The organism is Phytobacter sp., assembly GCF_059074235.1.
The window spans coordinates 191,914-206,847 of record NZ_JCACPZ010000001.1; the positions used below are offsets into that span (position 1 = coordinate 191,914).

17 protein-coding genes are annotated in these 14,934 nt (G+C 52.6%); 6 read left to right on the forward strand and 11 right to left on the reverse strand.

Going from position 1 to position 14,934, the window contains the following annotated elements; genetic code table 11:
* Window positions 1-153: 153 nt before the first annotated feature.
* On the reverse strand, window positions 154-1,017 hold the full coding sequence (locus AC5JPW_RS00875) for a YicC/YloC family endoribonuclease (RefSeq protein ID WP_494237748.1): 864 nt from the start codon (window positions 1,015-1,017) through the stop codon (window positions 154-156).
* Window positions 1,018-1,141: 124 nt separating this feature from the next.
* Between AC5JPW_RS00875 and rph the strand changes: the two genes are divergently transcribed.
* Together rph and pyrE are read left to right on the forward strand one after the other, a co-directional pair.
* Complete coding sequence (gene rph / locus AC5JPW_RS00880) at window positions 1,142-1,858, forward strand: ribonuclease PH (RefSeq protein ID WP_494237749.1); 717 nt, start codon at window positions 1,142-1,144, stop codon at window positions 1,856-1,858.
* A 60-nt stretch (window positions 1,859-1,918) separates the two neighbouring features.
* The gene (pyrE, locus tag AC5JPW_RS00885; RefSeq protein ID WP_494237750.1) at window positions 1,919-2,560 is read left to right on the forward strand and encodes an orotate phosphoribosyltransferase; all 642 of its coding nucleotides are present in this window, start codon (window positions 1,919-1,921) and stop codon (window positions 2,558-2,560) included.
* Window positions 2,561-2,605: 45 nt separating this feature from the next.
* Here pyrE and AC5JPW_RS00890 read toward each other — a convergent pair whose 3' ends face one another.
* From AC5JPW_RS00890 to coaBC, 4 genes are all read right to left on the reverse strand, one after another.
* Window positions 2,606-3,622, reverse strand: a complete 1,017-nt coding sequence (locus AC5JPW_RS00890) for an SMP-30/gluconolactonase/LRE family protein (RefSeq protein ID WP_494237751.1) — start codon at window positions 3,620-3,622, stop codon at window positions 2,606-2,608.
* Between the two features lie 184 nt (window positions 3,623-3,806).
* The gene (gene slmA, locus AC5JPW_RS00895) at window positions 3,807-4,403 is read right to left on the reverse strand and encodes a nucleoid occlusion factor SlmA (RefSeq protein WP_494237752.1); all 597 of its coding nucleotides are present in this window, start codon (window positions 4,401-4,403) and stop codon (window positions 3,807-3,809) included.
* A gap of 117 nt (window positions 4,404-4,520) precedes the next feature.
* Window positions 4,521-4,979 (reverse strand): dUTP diphosphatase, encoded by a 459-nt coding sequence (gene dut / locus AC5JPW_RS00900; protein WP_494237753.1) that lies wholly within the window; start codon window positions 4,977-4,979, stop codon window positions 4,521-4,523.
* Window positions 4,957-6,168 carry a bifunctional phosphopantothenoylcysteine decarboxylase/phosphopantothenate--cysteine ligase CoaBC gene (gene coaBC / locus AC5JPW_RS00905; RefSeq protein ID WP_494238122.1) on the reverse strand — a complete coding sequence of 404 codons (1,212 nt, stop codon included), beginning with the start codon at window positions 6,166-6,168 and terminating at the stop codon, window positions 4,957-4,959. Before coaBC ends, dut begins: the two co-directional genes overlap by 23 nt.
* 171 nt (window positions 6,169-6,339) lie before the next feature.
* Between coaBC and radC the strand changes: the two genes are divergently transcribed.
* The 4 genes from radC (at window position 6,340) to mutM (ending at window position 8,515) form a co-directional block, all read left to right on the forward strand.
* A complete protein-coding gene (gene radC / locus AC5JPW_RS00910) occupies window positions 6,340-6,996 on the forward strand; it encodes a RadC family protein (protein WP_494237754.1) in 657 nt (218 codons plus the stop codon).
* 215 nt (window positions 6,997-7,211) lie between these two features.
* On the forward strand, window positions 7,212-7,448 hold the full coding sequence (rpmB, locus tag AC5JPW_RS00915; RefSeq protein ID WP_032198225.1) for a 50S ribosomal protein L28: 237 nt from the start codon (window positions 7,212-7,214) through the stop codon (window positions 7,446-7,448).
* A 20-nt stretch (window positions 7,449-7,468) separates the two neighbouring features.
* Window positions 7,469-7,636: a 50S ribosomal protein L33 gene (rpmG, locus tag AC5JPW_RS00920; RefSeq protein WP_003024094.1), complete on the forward strand. Its 168-nt coding sequence runs from the start codon at window positions 7,469-7,471 to the stop codon at window positions 7,634-7,636.
* A gap of 69 nt (window positions 7,637-7,705) precedes the next feature.
* The gene (gene mutM, locus AC5JPW_RS00925; protein ID WP_494237757.1) at window positions 7,706-8,515 is read left to right on the forward strand and encodes a bifunctional DNA-formamidopyrimidine glycosylase/DNA-(apurinic or apyrimidinic site) lyase; all 810 of its coding nucleotides are present in this window, start codon (window positions 7,706-7,708) and stop codon (window positions 8,513-8,515) included.
* Between the two features lie 48 nt (window positions 8,516-8,563).
* Here mutM and coaD read toward each other — a convergent pair whose 3' ends face one another.
* From coaD to AC5JPW_RS00955, 6 genes are all read right to left on the reverse strand, one after another.
* Window positions 8,564-9,043 (reverse strand): pantetheine-phosphate adenylyltransferase, encoded by a 480-nt coding sequence (coaD, locus tag AC5JPW_RS00930; RefSeq protein ID WP_494237759.1) that lies wholly within the window; start codon window positions 9,041-9,043, stop codon window positions 8,564-8,566.
* Window positions 9,044-9,046: 3 nt separating this feature from the next.
* Window positions 9,047-9,817: a glycosyltransferase family 2 protein gene (locus AC5JPW_RS00935; protein WP_494237761.1), complete on the reverse strand. Its 771-nt coding sequence runs from the start codon at window positions 9,815-9,817 to the stop codon at window positions 9,047-9,049.
* Window positions 9,817-11,091, reverse strand: a complete 1,275-nt coding sequence (waaA, locus tag AC5JPW_RS00940; RefSeq protein ID WP_494237762.1) for a lipid IV(A) 3-deoxy-D-manno-octulosonic acid transferase — start codon at window positions 11,089-11,091, stop codon at window positions 9,817-9,819. The genes AC5JPW_RS00935 and waaA overlap by 1 nt, the downstream gene beginning before the upstream one ends.
* Before the next feature lie 153 nt (window positions 11,092-11,244).
* Entirely contained in the window at window positions 11,245-12,879 is a 1,635-nt protein-coding gene (locus AC5JPW_RS00945; protein WP_494237763.1) for a sulfatase-like hydrolase/transferase, read from the reverse strand.
* A gap of 18 nt (window positions 12,880-12,897) precedes the next feature.
* The gene (locus AC5JPW_RS00950) at window positions 12,898-13,869 is read right to left on the reverse strand and encodes a glycosyltransferase family protein (protein ID WP_494237764.1); all 972 of its coding nucleotides are present in this window, start codon (window positions 13,867-13,869) and stop codon (window positions 12,898-12,900) included.
* A 9-nt stretch (window positions 13,870-13,878) separates the two neighbouring features.
* Complete coding sequence (locus AC5JPW_RS00955) at window positions 13,879-14,862, reverse strand: glycosyltransferase (RefSeq protein ID WP_494237765.1); 984 nt, start codon at window positions 14,860-14,862, stop codon at window positions 13,879-13,881.
* Window positions 14,863-14,934: the final 72 nt, after the last annotated feature.

Sequence of the window (14,934 nt, forward strand, 5' to 3'; positions counted from 1 at the left end):
CCATTAATTATGGATAATTTTAGGTTATGTCGTATTTTTAGCATTAGATTTATTCATGATTATGGCGTGAGGTAAAGAATCCTGCTGTAACGCGCCATAAAAAAAGGGTCCCAGCGCGGGACCCTCTAACAAGGCGGAAAGCGTAAGCGTGTATTACTCGATATTCTGAATCTGTTCGCGCATCTGTTCGATAAGCACTTTCAGCTCGATAGCTGAATTGGTGATATCTGCGTTGATAGATTTTGACGCCAGGGTGTTCGACTCACGGTTGAATTCCTGCATCATAAAGTCGAGGCGACGACCGACCGCTTCCTTCTTCTTCAGGATGTTCCAGGTCTCTTTGACGTGTGCGTCCAGACGGTCCAGTTCTTCAGCAACGTCAATGCGTTGCGCCATCAGCACCAGTTCTTGTTCCAGACGGTTGTTTTCGAGCTGTACCTGCGCGTCCTCCAGCTTGGCAACCAGGCGGTCACGCTGCCATTGCAGGATTTCTGGCATTTGCGCACGCACGTTTTTCACTTCGGTGCTCACACCATCAAGACGCTGCTCAATAAGTGCTTTCAGCGCCTGTCCTTCGGTCTCACGGGCAACGATAAAGTCGTCCAGCGTACCCTCAAGGGCAGCGAGGATTTCTGCAGAAATCGTATCCAGATCCTGCTCCTGGGCTGCCATCACGCCAGGCCAGCGCAGAATATCCACCGGATTAATTTCGCCTTCATCGCTTTGCATCTTGACCCAGTTCGCTGCAGAGACCAGCTGTTTAGCCAGTTTCTCATTAAGGATCAGTTCACCCTGGGCACTGGCATCGGGTTCGAAACGCAGGTTGCATTCGACTTTGCCACGGGTCAGACGTGCACGGATGCGCTCACGAACGACCGGCTCAAGGCTACGGAACTGCTCAGGCATGCGGAAGTAGGTTTCCAGATAACGCTGGTTAACCGAGCGCAGTTCCCAGGAGGCGGAGCCCCAGCTACCCTTGATTTCACGCCGGGCGTAGGCGGTCATACTGCGGATCATAGACATTCCCGTTTTTTAAGGAGAGATGCGAGGATTATAGCTTTCATGGGCTTGTCAGGATAGGAATAACCTGGGTAAGCCAGTATAATGCGCAGCCACATTGGTAACAGCCGGAGAAATCATCATGCGTCCATCAGGTCGTAGCACCACTGAGGTGCGTCCCGTCACCCTGACCCGTAACTATACTAAACACGCTGAAGGCTCCGTGCTGGTTGAATTTGGTGACACCAAAGTTCTTTGCACCGCTACCCTTGAAGAGGGAGTGCCACGTTTCCTGAAAGGTCAGGGTAAAGGCTGGATCACTGCAGAATATGGCATGCTGCCGCGTTCTACCCATACCCGTAATGCCCGTGAAGCCGCTAAAGGCAAACAGGGTGGACGTACCATGGAAATCCAGCGTCTTATCGCACGTGCACTGCGTGCTGCTGTAGATTTAAATGCGCTGGGCGAATATACCATCACGCTGGATTGCGACGTGATTCAGGCCGATGGTGGCACTCGCACCGCCTCCATCACCGGAGCCTGCGTGGCGCTGGCAGATGCTCTTAATGCGCTGGTGAGCGCGGGCAAACTGAAAACGAACCCGATGAAAGGTCTGGTGGCTGCGGTTTCCGTCGGTATCGTCAAGGGTGAAGCACTTTGCGACCTGGAGTATGTTGAAGACTCTGCCGCTGAGACTGACATGAACGTGGTAATGACCGAAGATGGTCGCATCATTGAAGTGCAAGGCACCGCTGAGGGCGAGCCCTTTACCCACGAAGAACTCCTTACCTTGCTGGCACTAGCCCGAGGGGGAATCGAATCCATTATTTCAACGCAGAAGGCGGCGTTGGAAAACTAGTTTTTAGGGCGACTGAGAAGTCGCCTTTTTTTTGTCTGTCGATAAGTAAGGAGCGAATCCATGAAACAGTATCAGCGCCAGTTTATTGAGTTTGCGCTTAACAAGCAGGTACTTAAGTTTGGCGAATTTACGCTGAAATCCGGGCGCAAGAGCCCCTATTTCTTTAACGCCGGGCTGTTTAATACCGGGCGCGATCTGGCACTGTTAGGCCGTTTCTACGCCGAAGCGCTGGTGGATTCCGGGATTGACTTCGACCTGCTGTTTGGCCCGGCCTACAAAGGCATTCCGATTGCGACGACCACTGCGGTAGCGCTTGCGGAACATCACGAACGTGACGTGCCTTACTGCTTTAACCGCAAAGAAGCTAAAACGCATGGTGAGGGTGGCAATCTGGTCGGCAGCGCGCTGCAGGGCCGCGTGATGCTGGTGGATGATGTGATCACCGCCGGTACTGCGATTCGTGAGTCCATGGAGATTATTCAGGCTAACGGCGCAACGCTTGCCGGTGTGCTGATTTCGCTTGATCGCCAGGAGCGTGGCCGCGCGGATATCTCTGCTATTCAGGAAGTTGAGCGTGATTACGGTTGCAGCGTAATTTCTATCGTTACGCTGAAAGACCTGATTGCTTATCTGGAAGAGAAACCTGAAATGGCAGACCATCTGGCGTCGGTGCGGGCCTATCGGGAAGAATACGGCGTGTGACGCTCGATGCCCACCAGGAGCTTGTCTGGTGGGTATCCACTTACTTTAAACCAGCTTCGCCCCTAGCGTATTCACGTACAGTGAATAGATGGAAGTGCTGGAAGCCATAAACAGGCGATTGCCTTTTTCGCCGCCAAAACAGAGGTTTGCACAGCGTTCTGGCAACTGAATTGTGCCGATGTGCTTACCCTGCGTGTTGAACACACGGACACCATCAAGTTCTTCCGTTCCCGTTCCCCAACCACACCACAGATTCCCGTCAATATCACAGGCAATACCGTCTGCCGTTCCATTTCCGCAATCAAGGTGTACCCTTTTGTTTTTTAATGTGTTTTCGACCACATCCCACGCCAGGATTAAGCGATTTGGTGTTGCGCGACTCTCCACGACATACAGGATTTTTTCATCCGGAGAGAAGCACAGGCCGTTCGGTCCTTTTACATCGCCCAGAACCACGGTGAGCTTGCGCGTCTCGGGATCCAGCCGATAGACGTTTTGCGGTAATTCCGGCGTCGCTTTATGTCCTTCATAGAATCCGGAGATGCCAAACGGCGGATCGGTAAACCAGATAGTTCCGTCTGATTTCACAACGATATCGTTAGGAGAGTTCAACGGTTTACCGTCATAACTGTCGGCCAGAACGGTGATAGAACCATCGTATTCAGTACGGGTGATGCGGCGCGTGTCATGTTCGCAGCTTATCAACCGTCCTTGTCTGTCACGTGCATGACCGTTGGTGTAGTTCGCCGGATGACGAAAGATGCTGGTTTGCCCGGTCACTTCGTCCCAGCGCATGATGGCGTCGTTGGGAATGTCGCTCCAGAGCAGCATGCGTGTATCGCCAAACCAGACCGGACCTTCCGCCCAGCGGTTCCCTGTCGCTATCTGTTCGACCTTCGCACTGGAGAGCATGTAAGGTTTGAAGCTGTCGTCTGCTGCAACGATGCGGGGGTCAGGATAGCGGCCGGACGGTGCCCAGGCCGCAAAGCTTTTTTGGCTGAGTAGCAGTGATGCGGTGGCGATTCCGCTCAGTTTTAACAAGTCTCTTCTCGAAGTTGCCATTAAACGTCTCCATGTCTGTAGGGGATTTCTCTGTTTATTTTTGTGAGGCAGAAAGTTTGTTCCACAGGCAGGTTAAAAGATGTCCAGCGGCAGAGCATCTGGCAACTTAACGAAATAGGTTGGGCTTTTACACAGAGTAATGTGAAGTCATGCAGCCTTTGCAGGCTGCATAGAGAGAGGCGGATTATTGCAGTTGTGCGGCCAGAAGCGGCCAGCGTGCTTCGAACTCATCGGTTGGGCTGTATTTGAATTCACTGCGGACAAAACGCGAGAGCATACCTTCACAAAATGACAGCAGCTGACTTGCCAGCAGTGCTTCATCGGTGTTGTAGCCTTCGCCTTCACGCATTTTCTTTTCACGCAGCACCTGGCGAATCTGCGATTCAATACGCTCGAAAAGTTGGTTGATGCGCCCTTGCAAGCGATCCTGTTCGAACATCAGCGCATGGCCCGTCAGAATCCGGGTCAGCCCCGGGTTACGTTCACCGAATCCCAGGATTAACTGCACAATCAGACGCAGACGCGCAGTGGTGTCCTTCTCATCTTTCATGATCAGGTTAATGCGGGTCATCAGGCTATCTTCGATAAACTCGATGAGGCTATCGAACATGCGTGTCTTGCTGGGGAAATGCCGGTACAGAGCGGCCTCAGAGACGCCAACAGACGCCGCCAGTTTTGCCGTGGTAATGCGTTGACTGCCATCGCTGGATTCAAGCATCAGTGCCAGAGACTGAAGTATTTCTTCGCGACGATTCCTTTTCGCGGTTTGTTTTTCTGCCATGTTACAAAATACCCCTGAAATAAGCGCTTATCAGGCGAACATCCACACGACGACCGCACCCCAGAGTGCGGAAATGTTATGACGTTATTTCGTCGCGGGATGCGTTAAATGGGCTGCTTATTTACGCCCGGAGTGGCCAAAGCCACCTTCACCACGGTCGGTGGCGTCAAACTCTTCAACCAGATTGAATTCTGCCTGAACGACAGGTACAAACACCATTTGTGCGATGCGTTCGCCCGGCTCAATGGTAAAGCTCACCTGACCACGGTTCCAGACGGAAACCATCAACTGGCCCTGATAGTCTGAGTCAATCAGTCCCACCAGGTTACCCAATACGATGCCATGTTTATGGCCCAGGCCGGAACGCGGCAAAATCACAGCAGCGAGCGAAGGGTCGGCAATGTGAATCGCCAGCCCTGTCGGCAGCAGCGTAGTTTCACCCGGAGCCAGTTCTACGGCGTCATCAAGACAGGCACGCAGGTCAAGGCCGGCAGAGCCAGCGGTGGCATAAGTCGGCAGCGGAAATTGCTTACCAACACGCGGGTCCAGAATCTTAACGTCGATTTTTTTCATCATAACGGGTAACGATCTCGTCCAGTAATAAGTGGCCTAACTGTTCCTTGCTCTTTAGCGGTAAATGTTTATCGCCATCCTGCCAGAAAAGATGCAAAGCGTTATTGTCGCTATTAAAACCTTGATTAGACTGCGAAACATCATTGGCGCAGATCAGATCGAGGTTTTTTCGGGCACGTTTTTGCCGGGCATATTCTTCCACATTATTTGTTTCTGCGGCAAACCCAACGACATAGGGGCGATGTTCAGTCAGTGCGGCAACCCCGGCAACGATATCCGGGTTTTTGACCATTTTTATCGTTAATTCATCGCCTTGCTTCTTAATTTTTTCTTCAGAAATCGCTGCCGCGCGGTAATCCGCAACAGCGGCGCAGCCAATAAAAATCTGTTGCTGCTGGGCCTGGTCTTGCACGGCCGCTTCCATTTCCAGTGCGGTAGTGACATCAATTCGCTGCACAAAGGCGGGTGTCGGCAGAGACACTGGCCCTGAAACGAGCGTGACATTGGCCCCACGGCTTGCAGCAGCGGCGGCAATCGCGAACCCCATTTTGCCGGAGCTTTGATTGGTGATGTAACGTACAGGGTCAAGCGGTTCACGTGTCGGACCCGCGGTAATCATGATGTTGAGATGTTGCAGATCGTTGACAGGTGAAAAGTGTGCAGCGGCCATATCCACAATCGTTAAGGGATCAAGCATGCGGCCTGGACCGATATCGCCACACGCCTGGCTGCCGCTATCAGGTCCCCAGAGTAGCAGGCCACGTGAGGCAAGCACCTCTAAATTATGTTGCGTTGCTGCAGCACGGTACATCTGTTGATTCATGGCGGGCACAACGGCAACCGGTGAGGGGGTCGCCAGGCAAATTGTCGACACCAGGTCGTTAGCCATACCAGCAGCAACGCGGGCAATCAGGTCTGCCGTGGCGGGAGCGAGAATCACTAGGTCGGCCCATTTCCCCAGCTCAATATGACCCATCGCCGCTTCTGCTGCTGGGTCGAGTAGACTATCAGAAACGGGGTAGCCGGAGACGGCTTGCAAACTTAACGGCGTAATAAAGGCCTTTGCTGCCTCGGTCATCGCCACGCGCACATCAGCGCCGCGATCGCGTAAACGACGCACCAGTTCTGGCGCTTTGTAAGCCGCAATACCGCCGCTTATGCCGAGAACGATTTTTTTACCCGCCAGACTCACCATGATTCTTTCCTGTTGGATTTCATCAGAAGGCGGGCATTTTATCACAATCCTGAGGTTGTCGTGATTTTGCCCGTTGTGCGGTTTGCGAGGCGCTACGCAAGTGTGTTCACGCGTGGTCGAGGTGGTGCGTCGCTTATGGCAGCATGAAGGCAAAAGGGAGGAATCGACATGGAAAACGAGCTGCCCAGAGAAAAAATGATGAACTCAGGGGTTGAGTCATTAACGGATGTTGAACTACTGGCGCTGTTTTTACGCACAGGGATGCCTGGCATACCCGTGATGATGCTGGCAACGCAATTGCTTGCACACTTTGGCTCGCTCTACACACTACTGACGGCAGATTATCGTGCTTTCAAAGGGGTAAACGGCATTGGTGTTGCAAAATATGCACAGCTTAAAGGGATTGCGGAGCTGGCTCGGCGTTTTTATAGCGTGAAAATGATGGAAGAGACAGCATTGTTAAGCCCTGAGATGACGCGGGAATTTTTACAAAGTCAGCTGGCCGGTGAAAAACGCGAGATCTTCATGGCGATCTTTCTGGATAATCAGAATCGAGTGTTGAAATACAGTCGCCTGTTTACGGGTACCATCGACCAGGTTGAAGTGCATCCACGGGAAATCGTGTGTGAGGCGCTGAAAATTAACGCAGTTGCTGTGATCCTTGCACATAATCATCCTTCGGGTAGCGCTGAACCCAGCAAAGCGGATAGAATCATCACCGAAAAGGTGGTGAAGTGCTGTCAGCTCATGGAAATCCGTGTGCTCGATCATCTGGTGATAGGTCGTGGAGAGTACGTTTCGTTCGCGGAACGTGGGTGGATTTAGACCTCTTTGCGCGATCCATCGGGATCTTTGTCTGTTCGGGACTTGAGCACATCGCTGAGTCAGCGTATACTACGCCACCTTTGAGAATCTCGGGTTTGGCAATTGGGCCTGGCTACACGAGTTCGCTTAGAACCGTCAGACCAGGCTGTGAAAGCCTGACGAGGCGCCAATACCCCATACGAAGCTCGAGCTAATTTGATTTTTGGAGAATAGACATGTCCCGAGTCTGCCAAGTTACTGGCAAGCGTCCGGTGACCGGTAACAACCGTTCCCACGCACTGAACGCGACTAAACGCCGTTTCCTGCCTAACCTGCACTCTCACCGTTTCTGGGTTGAGAGCGAAAAGCGTTTTGTCACCCTGCGTGTATCTGCTAAAGGTATGCGTGTAATCGATAAGAAAGGCATCGATACAGTTCTGACCGAACTGCGTGCCCGTGGCGAAAAGTACTAAGTACTTAGAGGAAATAAATCATGGCTAAAGGTATTCGTGAGAAAATCAAGCTGGTTTCTTCTGCTGGTACTGGTCACTTCTATACCACCACGAAGAACAAACGTACTAAGCCGGAAAAACTGGAACTGAAAAAGTTCGATCCAGTTGTCCGTCAGCACGTTCTTTACAAAGAAGCAAAAATTAAATAATTTTGGCTTTCTTGTACGAAAACCTCGCTTCGGCGGGGTTTTTGCGTTTTCAGGCCAGGAGAATGCAGCATGCCAGAGTTACCTGAGGTAGAAACCAGCCGCCGTGGCATTGAGCCCCACCTTGTGGGAGCCAAAATCCTTCATGCGATTGTCCGTAATGGCCGCCTGCGCTGGCCCGTCTCTGATGAAATCCACAGCCTGAGCGATAAACCGGTGCTGAGCGTGCAACGGCGCGCGAAATACCTGCTGCTCGAGCTACCTGACGGCTGGATTATCATTCACCTGGGGATGTCCGGGAGCCTGCGTGTTCTTCCCGAAGAGCTGCCTGCTGAAAAACATGACCACGTTGACCTGGTGATGAGCAACGGCAAAGTCCTGCGCTACACTGATCCACGTCGCTTTGGTGCCTGGCTCTGGACCAAAGAGCTGGAAGGCCACAACGTGCTGGCCCATCTCGGCCCTGAACCGCTCAGCGATGCGTTTGACGCCGATTATCTGCAACAGAAGTGTGTGAAGAAAAAAACCGCTATTAAACCCTGGCTGATGGATAACAAGCTGGTGGTAGGGGTGGGGAATATTTACGCCAGTGAATCACTCTTTGCCGCAGGCATTCATCCAGACAGGCTGGCATCATCCCTTTCGCGTGCGGAATACGAGCTGTTGGTGCGGGTGATCAAGGCCGTGTTACTGCGCTCGATAGAGCAGGGCGGGACGACGCTAAAGGACTTCCTGCAAAGCGATGGTAAACCTGGTTATTTTGCGCAAGAGTTGCAGGTTTACGGGCGTAAAGGGGAGCCGTGCCGGGTATGTGGGACGCCGATTATTGCAGCGAAGCATGCGCAGCGGGCGACGTTCTACTGCCGTCAGTGCCAGAAGTAATTATTCCCGGCCGGATAAGCTAACAAGCCATCCGGCAGGAGCGCAGGGTTACTTCAGCTTCTCCATCAGTGCCTGATGCACGTTAGCGGGCAGGAAATGGGTCACATCGCCTGCATGGCGAGCCACCTCTTTGACCAGCGTGGAAGAGATAAACGACCACTCTTTTGATGGCATCAAAAACACGCTTTCCAGATCTGGCATCAAATGGCGATTCATGTGCGCCAACTGCATTTCATATTCAAAATCAGCCACCGCGCGCAGGCCGCGAATTAAAATATTGGCCTGTTGAGCACGGGCAAAATTCGCCATCAGATCGCTAAAGCCGGTTACCGTGACATTAGGAATATGTCTGGTGGCTTCTTGCGCCAGCGCCACACGCTCATCCAGCGTAAACATCGGCTTTTTGCTTGGACTGGCGGCAATCGCCAGTACCACCTGGTCAAACATGGTGGCGGCGCGGGCGACAATATCAATATGTCCGTTGGTAATGGGATCAAATGTACCGGGATAAATCGCTTTTGTGCTCATCCGTTATGCTTTCTCAGAGTAGCCATGATTCAACGCCCACAGCTCAGTGTATTTGTTGAAAGTATACTGCGCATTCACCACTGCCAACAGCCAGCCCTGTTTACCATCCAGCACGCCGCCACGCAGAAGCAGGGTTTTCAGAAAAGCCCCCAGCGTATGGGCGAAAATGCCTGTCAGGGAGGTCTTCTTGCCTTTCTGGTGGCGTTCTTTGGCCCATGCGGTGGCGTAATTTAGCTGTTTGCGTTGGAAGCTGGAGAAATCGCGGCAGGTCAGATGCAGTAAATCACCCGTCAGTTCAATGACCTTTGCGCCCTGGGTTTCCAGCGATTCATGCACCAGATTCGCGTTGTACTGATAACGCTCGCGCGGGTACAAACGCATGACCCGGTCAGGATACCAGCCGCTGTGGCGCATAAAGCGACCGAGGAAATAGTTACGGCGGGCAATGCTGTAAATAGCATCCGCTTGGGGGGAGGCTAATGTGGCGCGTAACGCGTTTGCCAGTTCAGGCGTGACGCGCTCGTCGGTATCAATCATCAGCACGTAGTCGCCGGTGGCATGGCCCTGGGCACGCTGGCGCTGAATACCATAACCTTGCCAGTCGGTATCGGTAAAGACCTTCACACCGGCCGCACGGGCAATTTCAACGGTATCGTCTTCGCTACCCGAGTCCAGCAGCACGATTTCGTCCGCCCAGGCGACTGAGGCAAGGCAGTCCGGCAGCAGATCCGCCGCATTTTTGGCGATCATGACCACCGACAAGCGTTGGGACATTAATGACTCCGCTGGGGCAGATACGGTTGCAGAAGTTGCAGCAGGCGCGTTAGCGCACCCTGGTTCTGATGCAGAACTTCCACCGCGTGGCGTCCGCACCATAAACGATAGTCTTCATCGGTCAGGAGCGTGGAAACTTCTTTCACCAGGGTGTCTGCGTCAGTCACGGTGATTAAGCCATCTGCGGCCTGCAAACGTGCGCAGATATCCTTGAAGTTAAAGGTATGCGGCCCCATCAGCACCGGGAGAGCATGCGCTGCGGCTTCAAGCGGGTTGTGACCGCCGCGTTCGACGAGGCTGCCGCCCACAAAAGCGATATCCGCAATGCCGTAAAGCATCATCAGCTCGCCCATGGTATCGCCAATCACTACCTGAGTACTGCCGGAGGGAATTTCGCCAGAGCTGCGGGTGATAAAGCTAAAGCCGCCTTTGCGGGCCATGTCGCAGGCGTCCGGGAAGCGCTCCGGATGTCTTGGCACCAGAATTAGCAGCAGGTCCGGGAACGTCTCCAGCAGCGCACGGTGTGCCTGTAGAATGATTGTCTCTTCGCCTTCATGGGTGCTGGTCGCAATCCACACTTTACGGCGGGGGGCCCATTGACGGCGCAGGGTAATCGCGCGGGCTGCCAGTTCAGGAGTCACAGAAATATCGAACTTGAGGCTTCCGGTGACGGTTAACTGGCTTCGTTTAAGGCCCAGTTGCAGGAAACGGTCACCGTCTTCCTGAGTTTGTGCCGCCATCAGTGTGATCTTACTGAGCAGGCGACGCATAAATTTCCCCAGTTTGCCGTAGCCTTTTGCTGAACGTTCTGACAGACGGGCGTTGGCAATCACCAGCGGGATTTTACGGGCGTGCAGCGCCGAAATCATATTGGGCCACAGCTCGGTCTCCATCACGATGACCAGTTTCGGGCGAACCGTGTTGAGAAAGCGGCGCATAGCACAGGGTAAGTCATACGGCAGATAGACGTGATGTACATCTTTGCCAAAGGCCGAAAGTGCGCGCTCTGACCCGGTGGGGGTCATGGTCGTGACTGTGATCGGCAGCGTCGGGTAGCGGTGGCGTAATGCACGCACCAGCGGAACCGCGGCCAGGGTTTCTCCCACAGAAACGGAGTGCAGCAAAATACCGTCCGGCTTCACTTTGTTACGACAATAACCATAGCGTTCAGCCCAGCGTTTACGGTAGGCAGGGGCTTTACGGCTACGCAGCAATAAGCGCAACCACACCAGGGGCTGAATCAAGTAAAGCAGGAGGGTATACAACAATTCCAAGCGATAATCCGTCTTTTTAGTTTCGGCGGGCAAATTCTAAGCATTTAGGCCGCTTAAAGCTATATGTTTGGCGCTTTTACCGGGTGTGTTTAGTCAGGATCTGTACGTTTCAAGAAAAAACGGGCGATGCTCTGCCCGTTTTGATGTGCTCTGTTAGCGTTCGGCTTCAGGGAGGGCGTTCAGATGGTAGGTGATGCGCTCAGAAAGGCCGCGAATATCCCCACCCGTGATGAAGTAACTGTCATCTTTTTGATTCGGGTTTTTTACCTCAAAGCCCAGCATCTTGTTGATAAGCGTCGCCAGCTGGAAATGGTTCAGTGGTAACTGCGGGCTGATTTTGTCCATCGCATACGCCGGGTCATTGCTGAAGTACAGGAACGGTACCTGTGCGATTGGCATTTCCACCACCGAGTGGCCGAACAGGCCGCCGTCACCCACACGTTCGCCATGATCGGATGTTATGAAGACCAGTACCGGCAGTTTTGATTTCGCCATGGCGGTACGGATAGCAGATGCCAGGCCTTTATCGTAAAGGCGAATCGCATCGTCATACTCGTTTTTCTTCTGCGCCACATCATCGTCTAACTTCGGCGTAGAGAATTTCGCGAAGCCTTCCGGGATGTTCCGATCATAAGGAATATGCGGTGCACGGCTGTTCAGCACCATCAGGAAAGGCTTGTCCCAGTTGAGATTGGCACTTTCGACAGAGGGGGTGAGAACGACATCTGCACCGACGTCCGGGGCAGGGCGAATCTGCGTGTCTTCCCATAAATCAATGTCATGAATACCAATCCAGTTGCTCAGCCCCTCAAGTCCTTGTGCGGAAATGAAAGCGGTTTGGTAGCCCTGTTTCTTCGCATTGGCAAAGATATTGGTCGCTTTTGACTTATAGGCGTCGTAGTTGTCCGGCTCACGCAAGTTGTTCACCAGCATGGGAATAGCGACGCGAGTTGAAACGGCATTGGAGACAATCAAACGGCCGGTGCCGTGATATTTTTCCAGCAACGCTTTCAGCTCTGGTGTGGTGTCACGTTCATAACCCAGTGCGCTCACATGGTGCGGGTTCAGACTCTCACCAATCGCCAGAATGATGGAGTATTTCCCAGTCGTGATGCCAGCAGCCGGTGTCACCTGATAGGGATCGTAATGTGCCAGGGTCTGGTTCTCACCCGACATGGCTTCCGGAATAAGGCGTACGCTACTGAAACTCATGGCCGCCAGACCATTACGTAACAGTGAATGACGCAGATCCGGGTTGAATTTGTACATCTGGCCGTCAATCGCTTTGTAGAACTGACCACCAAACATCACCAGAATAATCAGCATGCAGGGCATGGCCTGCCATTTGCCCCAGGCTGGAGCCATACGGCGAGCAAAGACCAGCGCAAACATCACTGCAACGGCCATGATTGCGAAATAGATGCCCAGCGAGCCGAGGCTGTCGGTAATACCACTGGCAATATCTTTCGTTTCAACAAAGGCTAACCAGACTTCGCTCGGACCGTAAAATTGCCCATAGAACTGGTAGTAAATCGCCTCTGAAATCTGCGTGATAAACGTCACGGCCAGTAGCAGGCGCGTCAGAAAATATCGGGCACTGACCGCTGCAAGCAGTGAAATCAGCACATAGAGTCCGATATCGTCAGCCTTCGGCATGTACACGCGATCTTTGAGTAAAATCAGAATCTCTGAAAAAGAGAAAAGTACTAAGAAAACAAGAGTCAGCACCACGGTACGCGTCAGTTTACTTCCTGACGCACGGGCTGACTGTGTGAATATTGTGGACATTACGATACTCGATATGGCTTAGAATTTTTTGGTCAGTGGACGAATGACTTTACCGAAGCTGAAGCGTAGGGCACGGGCAAACGTTGAACGGTTGTGCAATCCTTTCTCCTGGATATCTTCGAACAAACGATACCAGCGGGTAGCCACTGCCTCACGGGAGTAAACCTGAAGCCGTTTTTCACCCTGTTCGCGCATCTGGCGGTACAGCTCAGGGGTATTTTTCAACTTCATGATCGCGTCGAACGCCTCATCAGGCGTTTTCGCAATCAAATAATCCAGTTCGCTTTCGCGAATCGCACGGTAAGAGGGTTCGTCGTCGCACACCATCACCGTTTTACCCAACCAGTTGTTGATCAACTTACTGGCTGGTTTTCGCGCCAGTTTGTGGTCATGTGATTTGCGAAAACTGATACAGACATCGACATCCTGGTAGTCGGTCCAGTTATCGAACGAGATACGCAGATCGATCCCCTGTTCTGCCAGACGCTGCTTGAAATCACCGTTGCCGAATTGTTCCGGGAAACTGTCTACGCGGCCAAAAAAGGCGACGGTTTTGACGGTGTCATCGCTGCGTTCGCGAGGTTTGACGCCGGGTTGTGGCCAGTTTGGAATAAATATACGTCCTGGGATGGCTGCCACTTCAGGGTTTTGCTCGACAACATAGTCAGCACCAATGACCGGGGGGCGATCTGCGCGTGCGACCACAGTGACGCCAACCCATGGCTTGATCCGTGACCCATAATGGTCGTTATGCATCAGGTTGATGGCATCGGGGCGACATTCTGTTCCCCAGGAACATTCAATCTGGCCGTTGTAGTAATAATTCAGGCTGAGCATGGTCTGAAAGGTCCAGACTCCGCGCCCACCGCAATAAAAACGATGCGGAATATCGTTGGGATTAATGGCCTGATCAATCAATTCTTTGAAGTCGGCAAAATGCGCTTCAATAAAATCGGATCGGGAAACTACGTGTAATTTCATCCTGCTCATATAACCACTTTATTTCACAATTTTTTTAAGGCGGAAGTAACGACGTCCCAGACGCCAGCGTTGCCGTAAACCGCGTGCATTATTCCAGATCATTGACCAGATGCCACGGTCAAAAAGTTCGCGCGTAATTTCGCGCTTTTTGGCCAAATCTTCAATGTTATTGATGCTATGCAGGATACCGAGCCCCTCTTTGGCGATTTGCCAGTGGCAAGCGGGTACGCGTTTTACCTGCTCCGGATAGCGTTTGTTGATAGCATCCAGCATCTCCAGAATCTTCATATAATGGCGTGACGAACGCATGCGTGTGTCGTCGGTGCCCGGCGTGTGCGAGACGGATGCAGAGTGAATCAGGTAGTCGTAAAAGACCTCGTCCACATACTGAACGCGTTTGGCAGTCAACAGCACTTCGGTGGTCCAGGGAATATCCTGATGACGTAAACCTTGCTCGAAGGTGAAGCCTTGCGCCTTAATAAATGCGTGGCGGTAGATGTTCAGCCAGGTTACGTGAAGAAACTTACGTGAGGTGAGCGCCATTTGCAGCCAGGTGGGGCCATCCAGCACGCCGGTAGACGCCAGCTTATCCGATGGAAAAATCTTCTTTGACGGGCGACCATCGTCATAGATATAGGTCCCGTTACAGGTCGCGACATCCAGTTGCCCGGCAAAGGCAATATCCAGCAGGCGCTGGTACATACCCGGATAGATAACATCATCAATGTCGGGGAAAGCGACATACTCTCCACGGGCAACGGCCAAACCCGTATTACGCGCAGCCGAAACACCACCATTCGCCTGATCGATGACCTGGAAATGGGCAAATTCACCGGCATAACGCGCAATAATTTGTGCAGAGTTATCGGTTGAGCCGTCGTTGACGACGACCAATTCCAGGCTACTCAGGTTCTGGCTCTTAATACTGTCAAAGAAAGCGCTCAGAAAATTTTCGCCATTATAGACGGCAATCACGAGGCTTAATTGCGGCGTTCCGGACATGCTTTCTCCATATTGATGCGGGGCGATGCGGCGATCACGTCACATACTTTTTACTTTCGCGACGGCAATTTG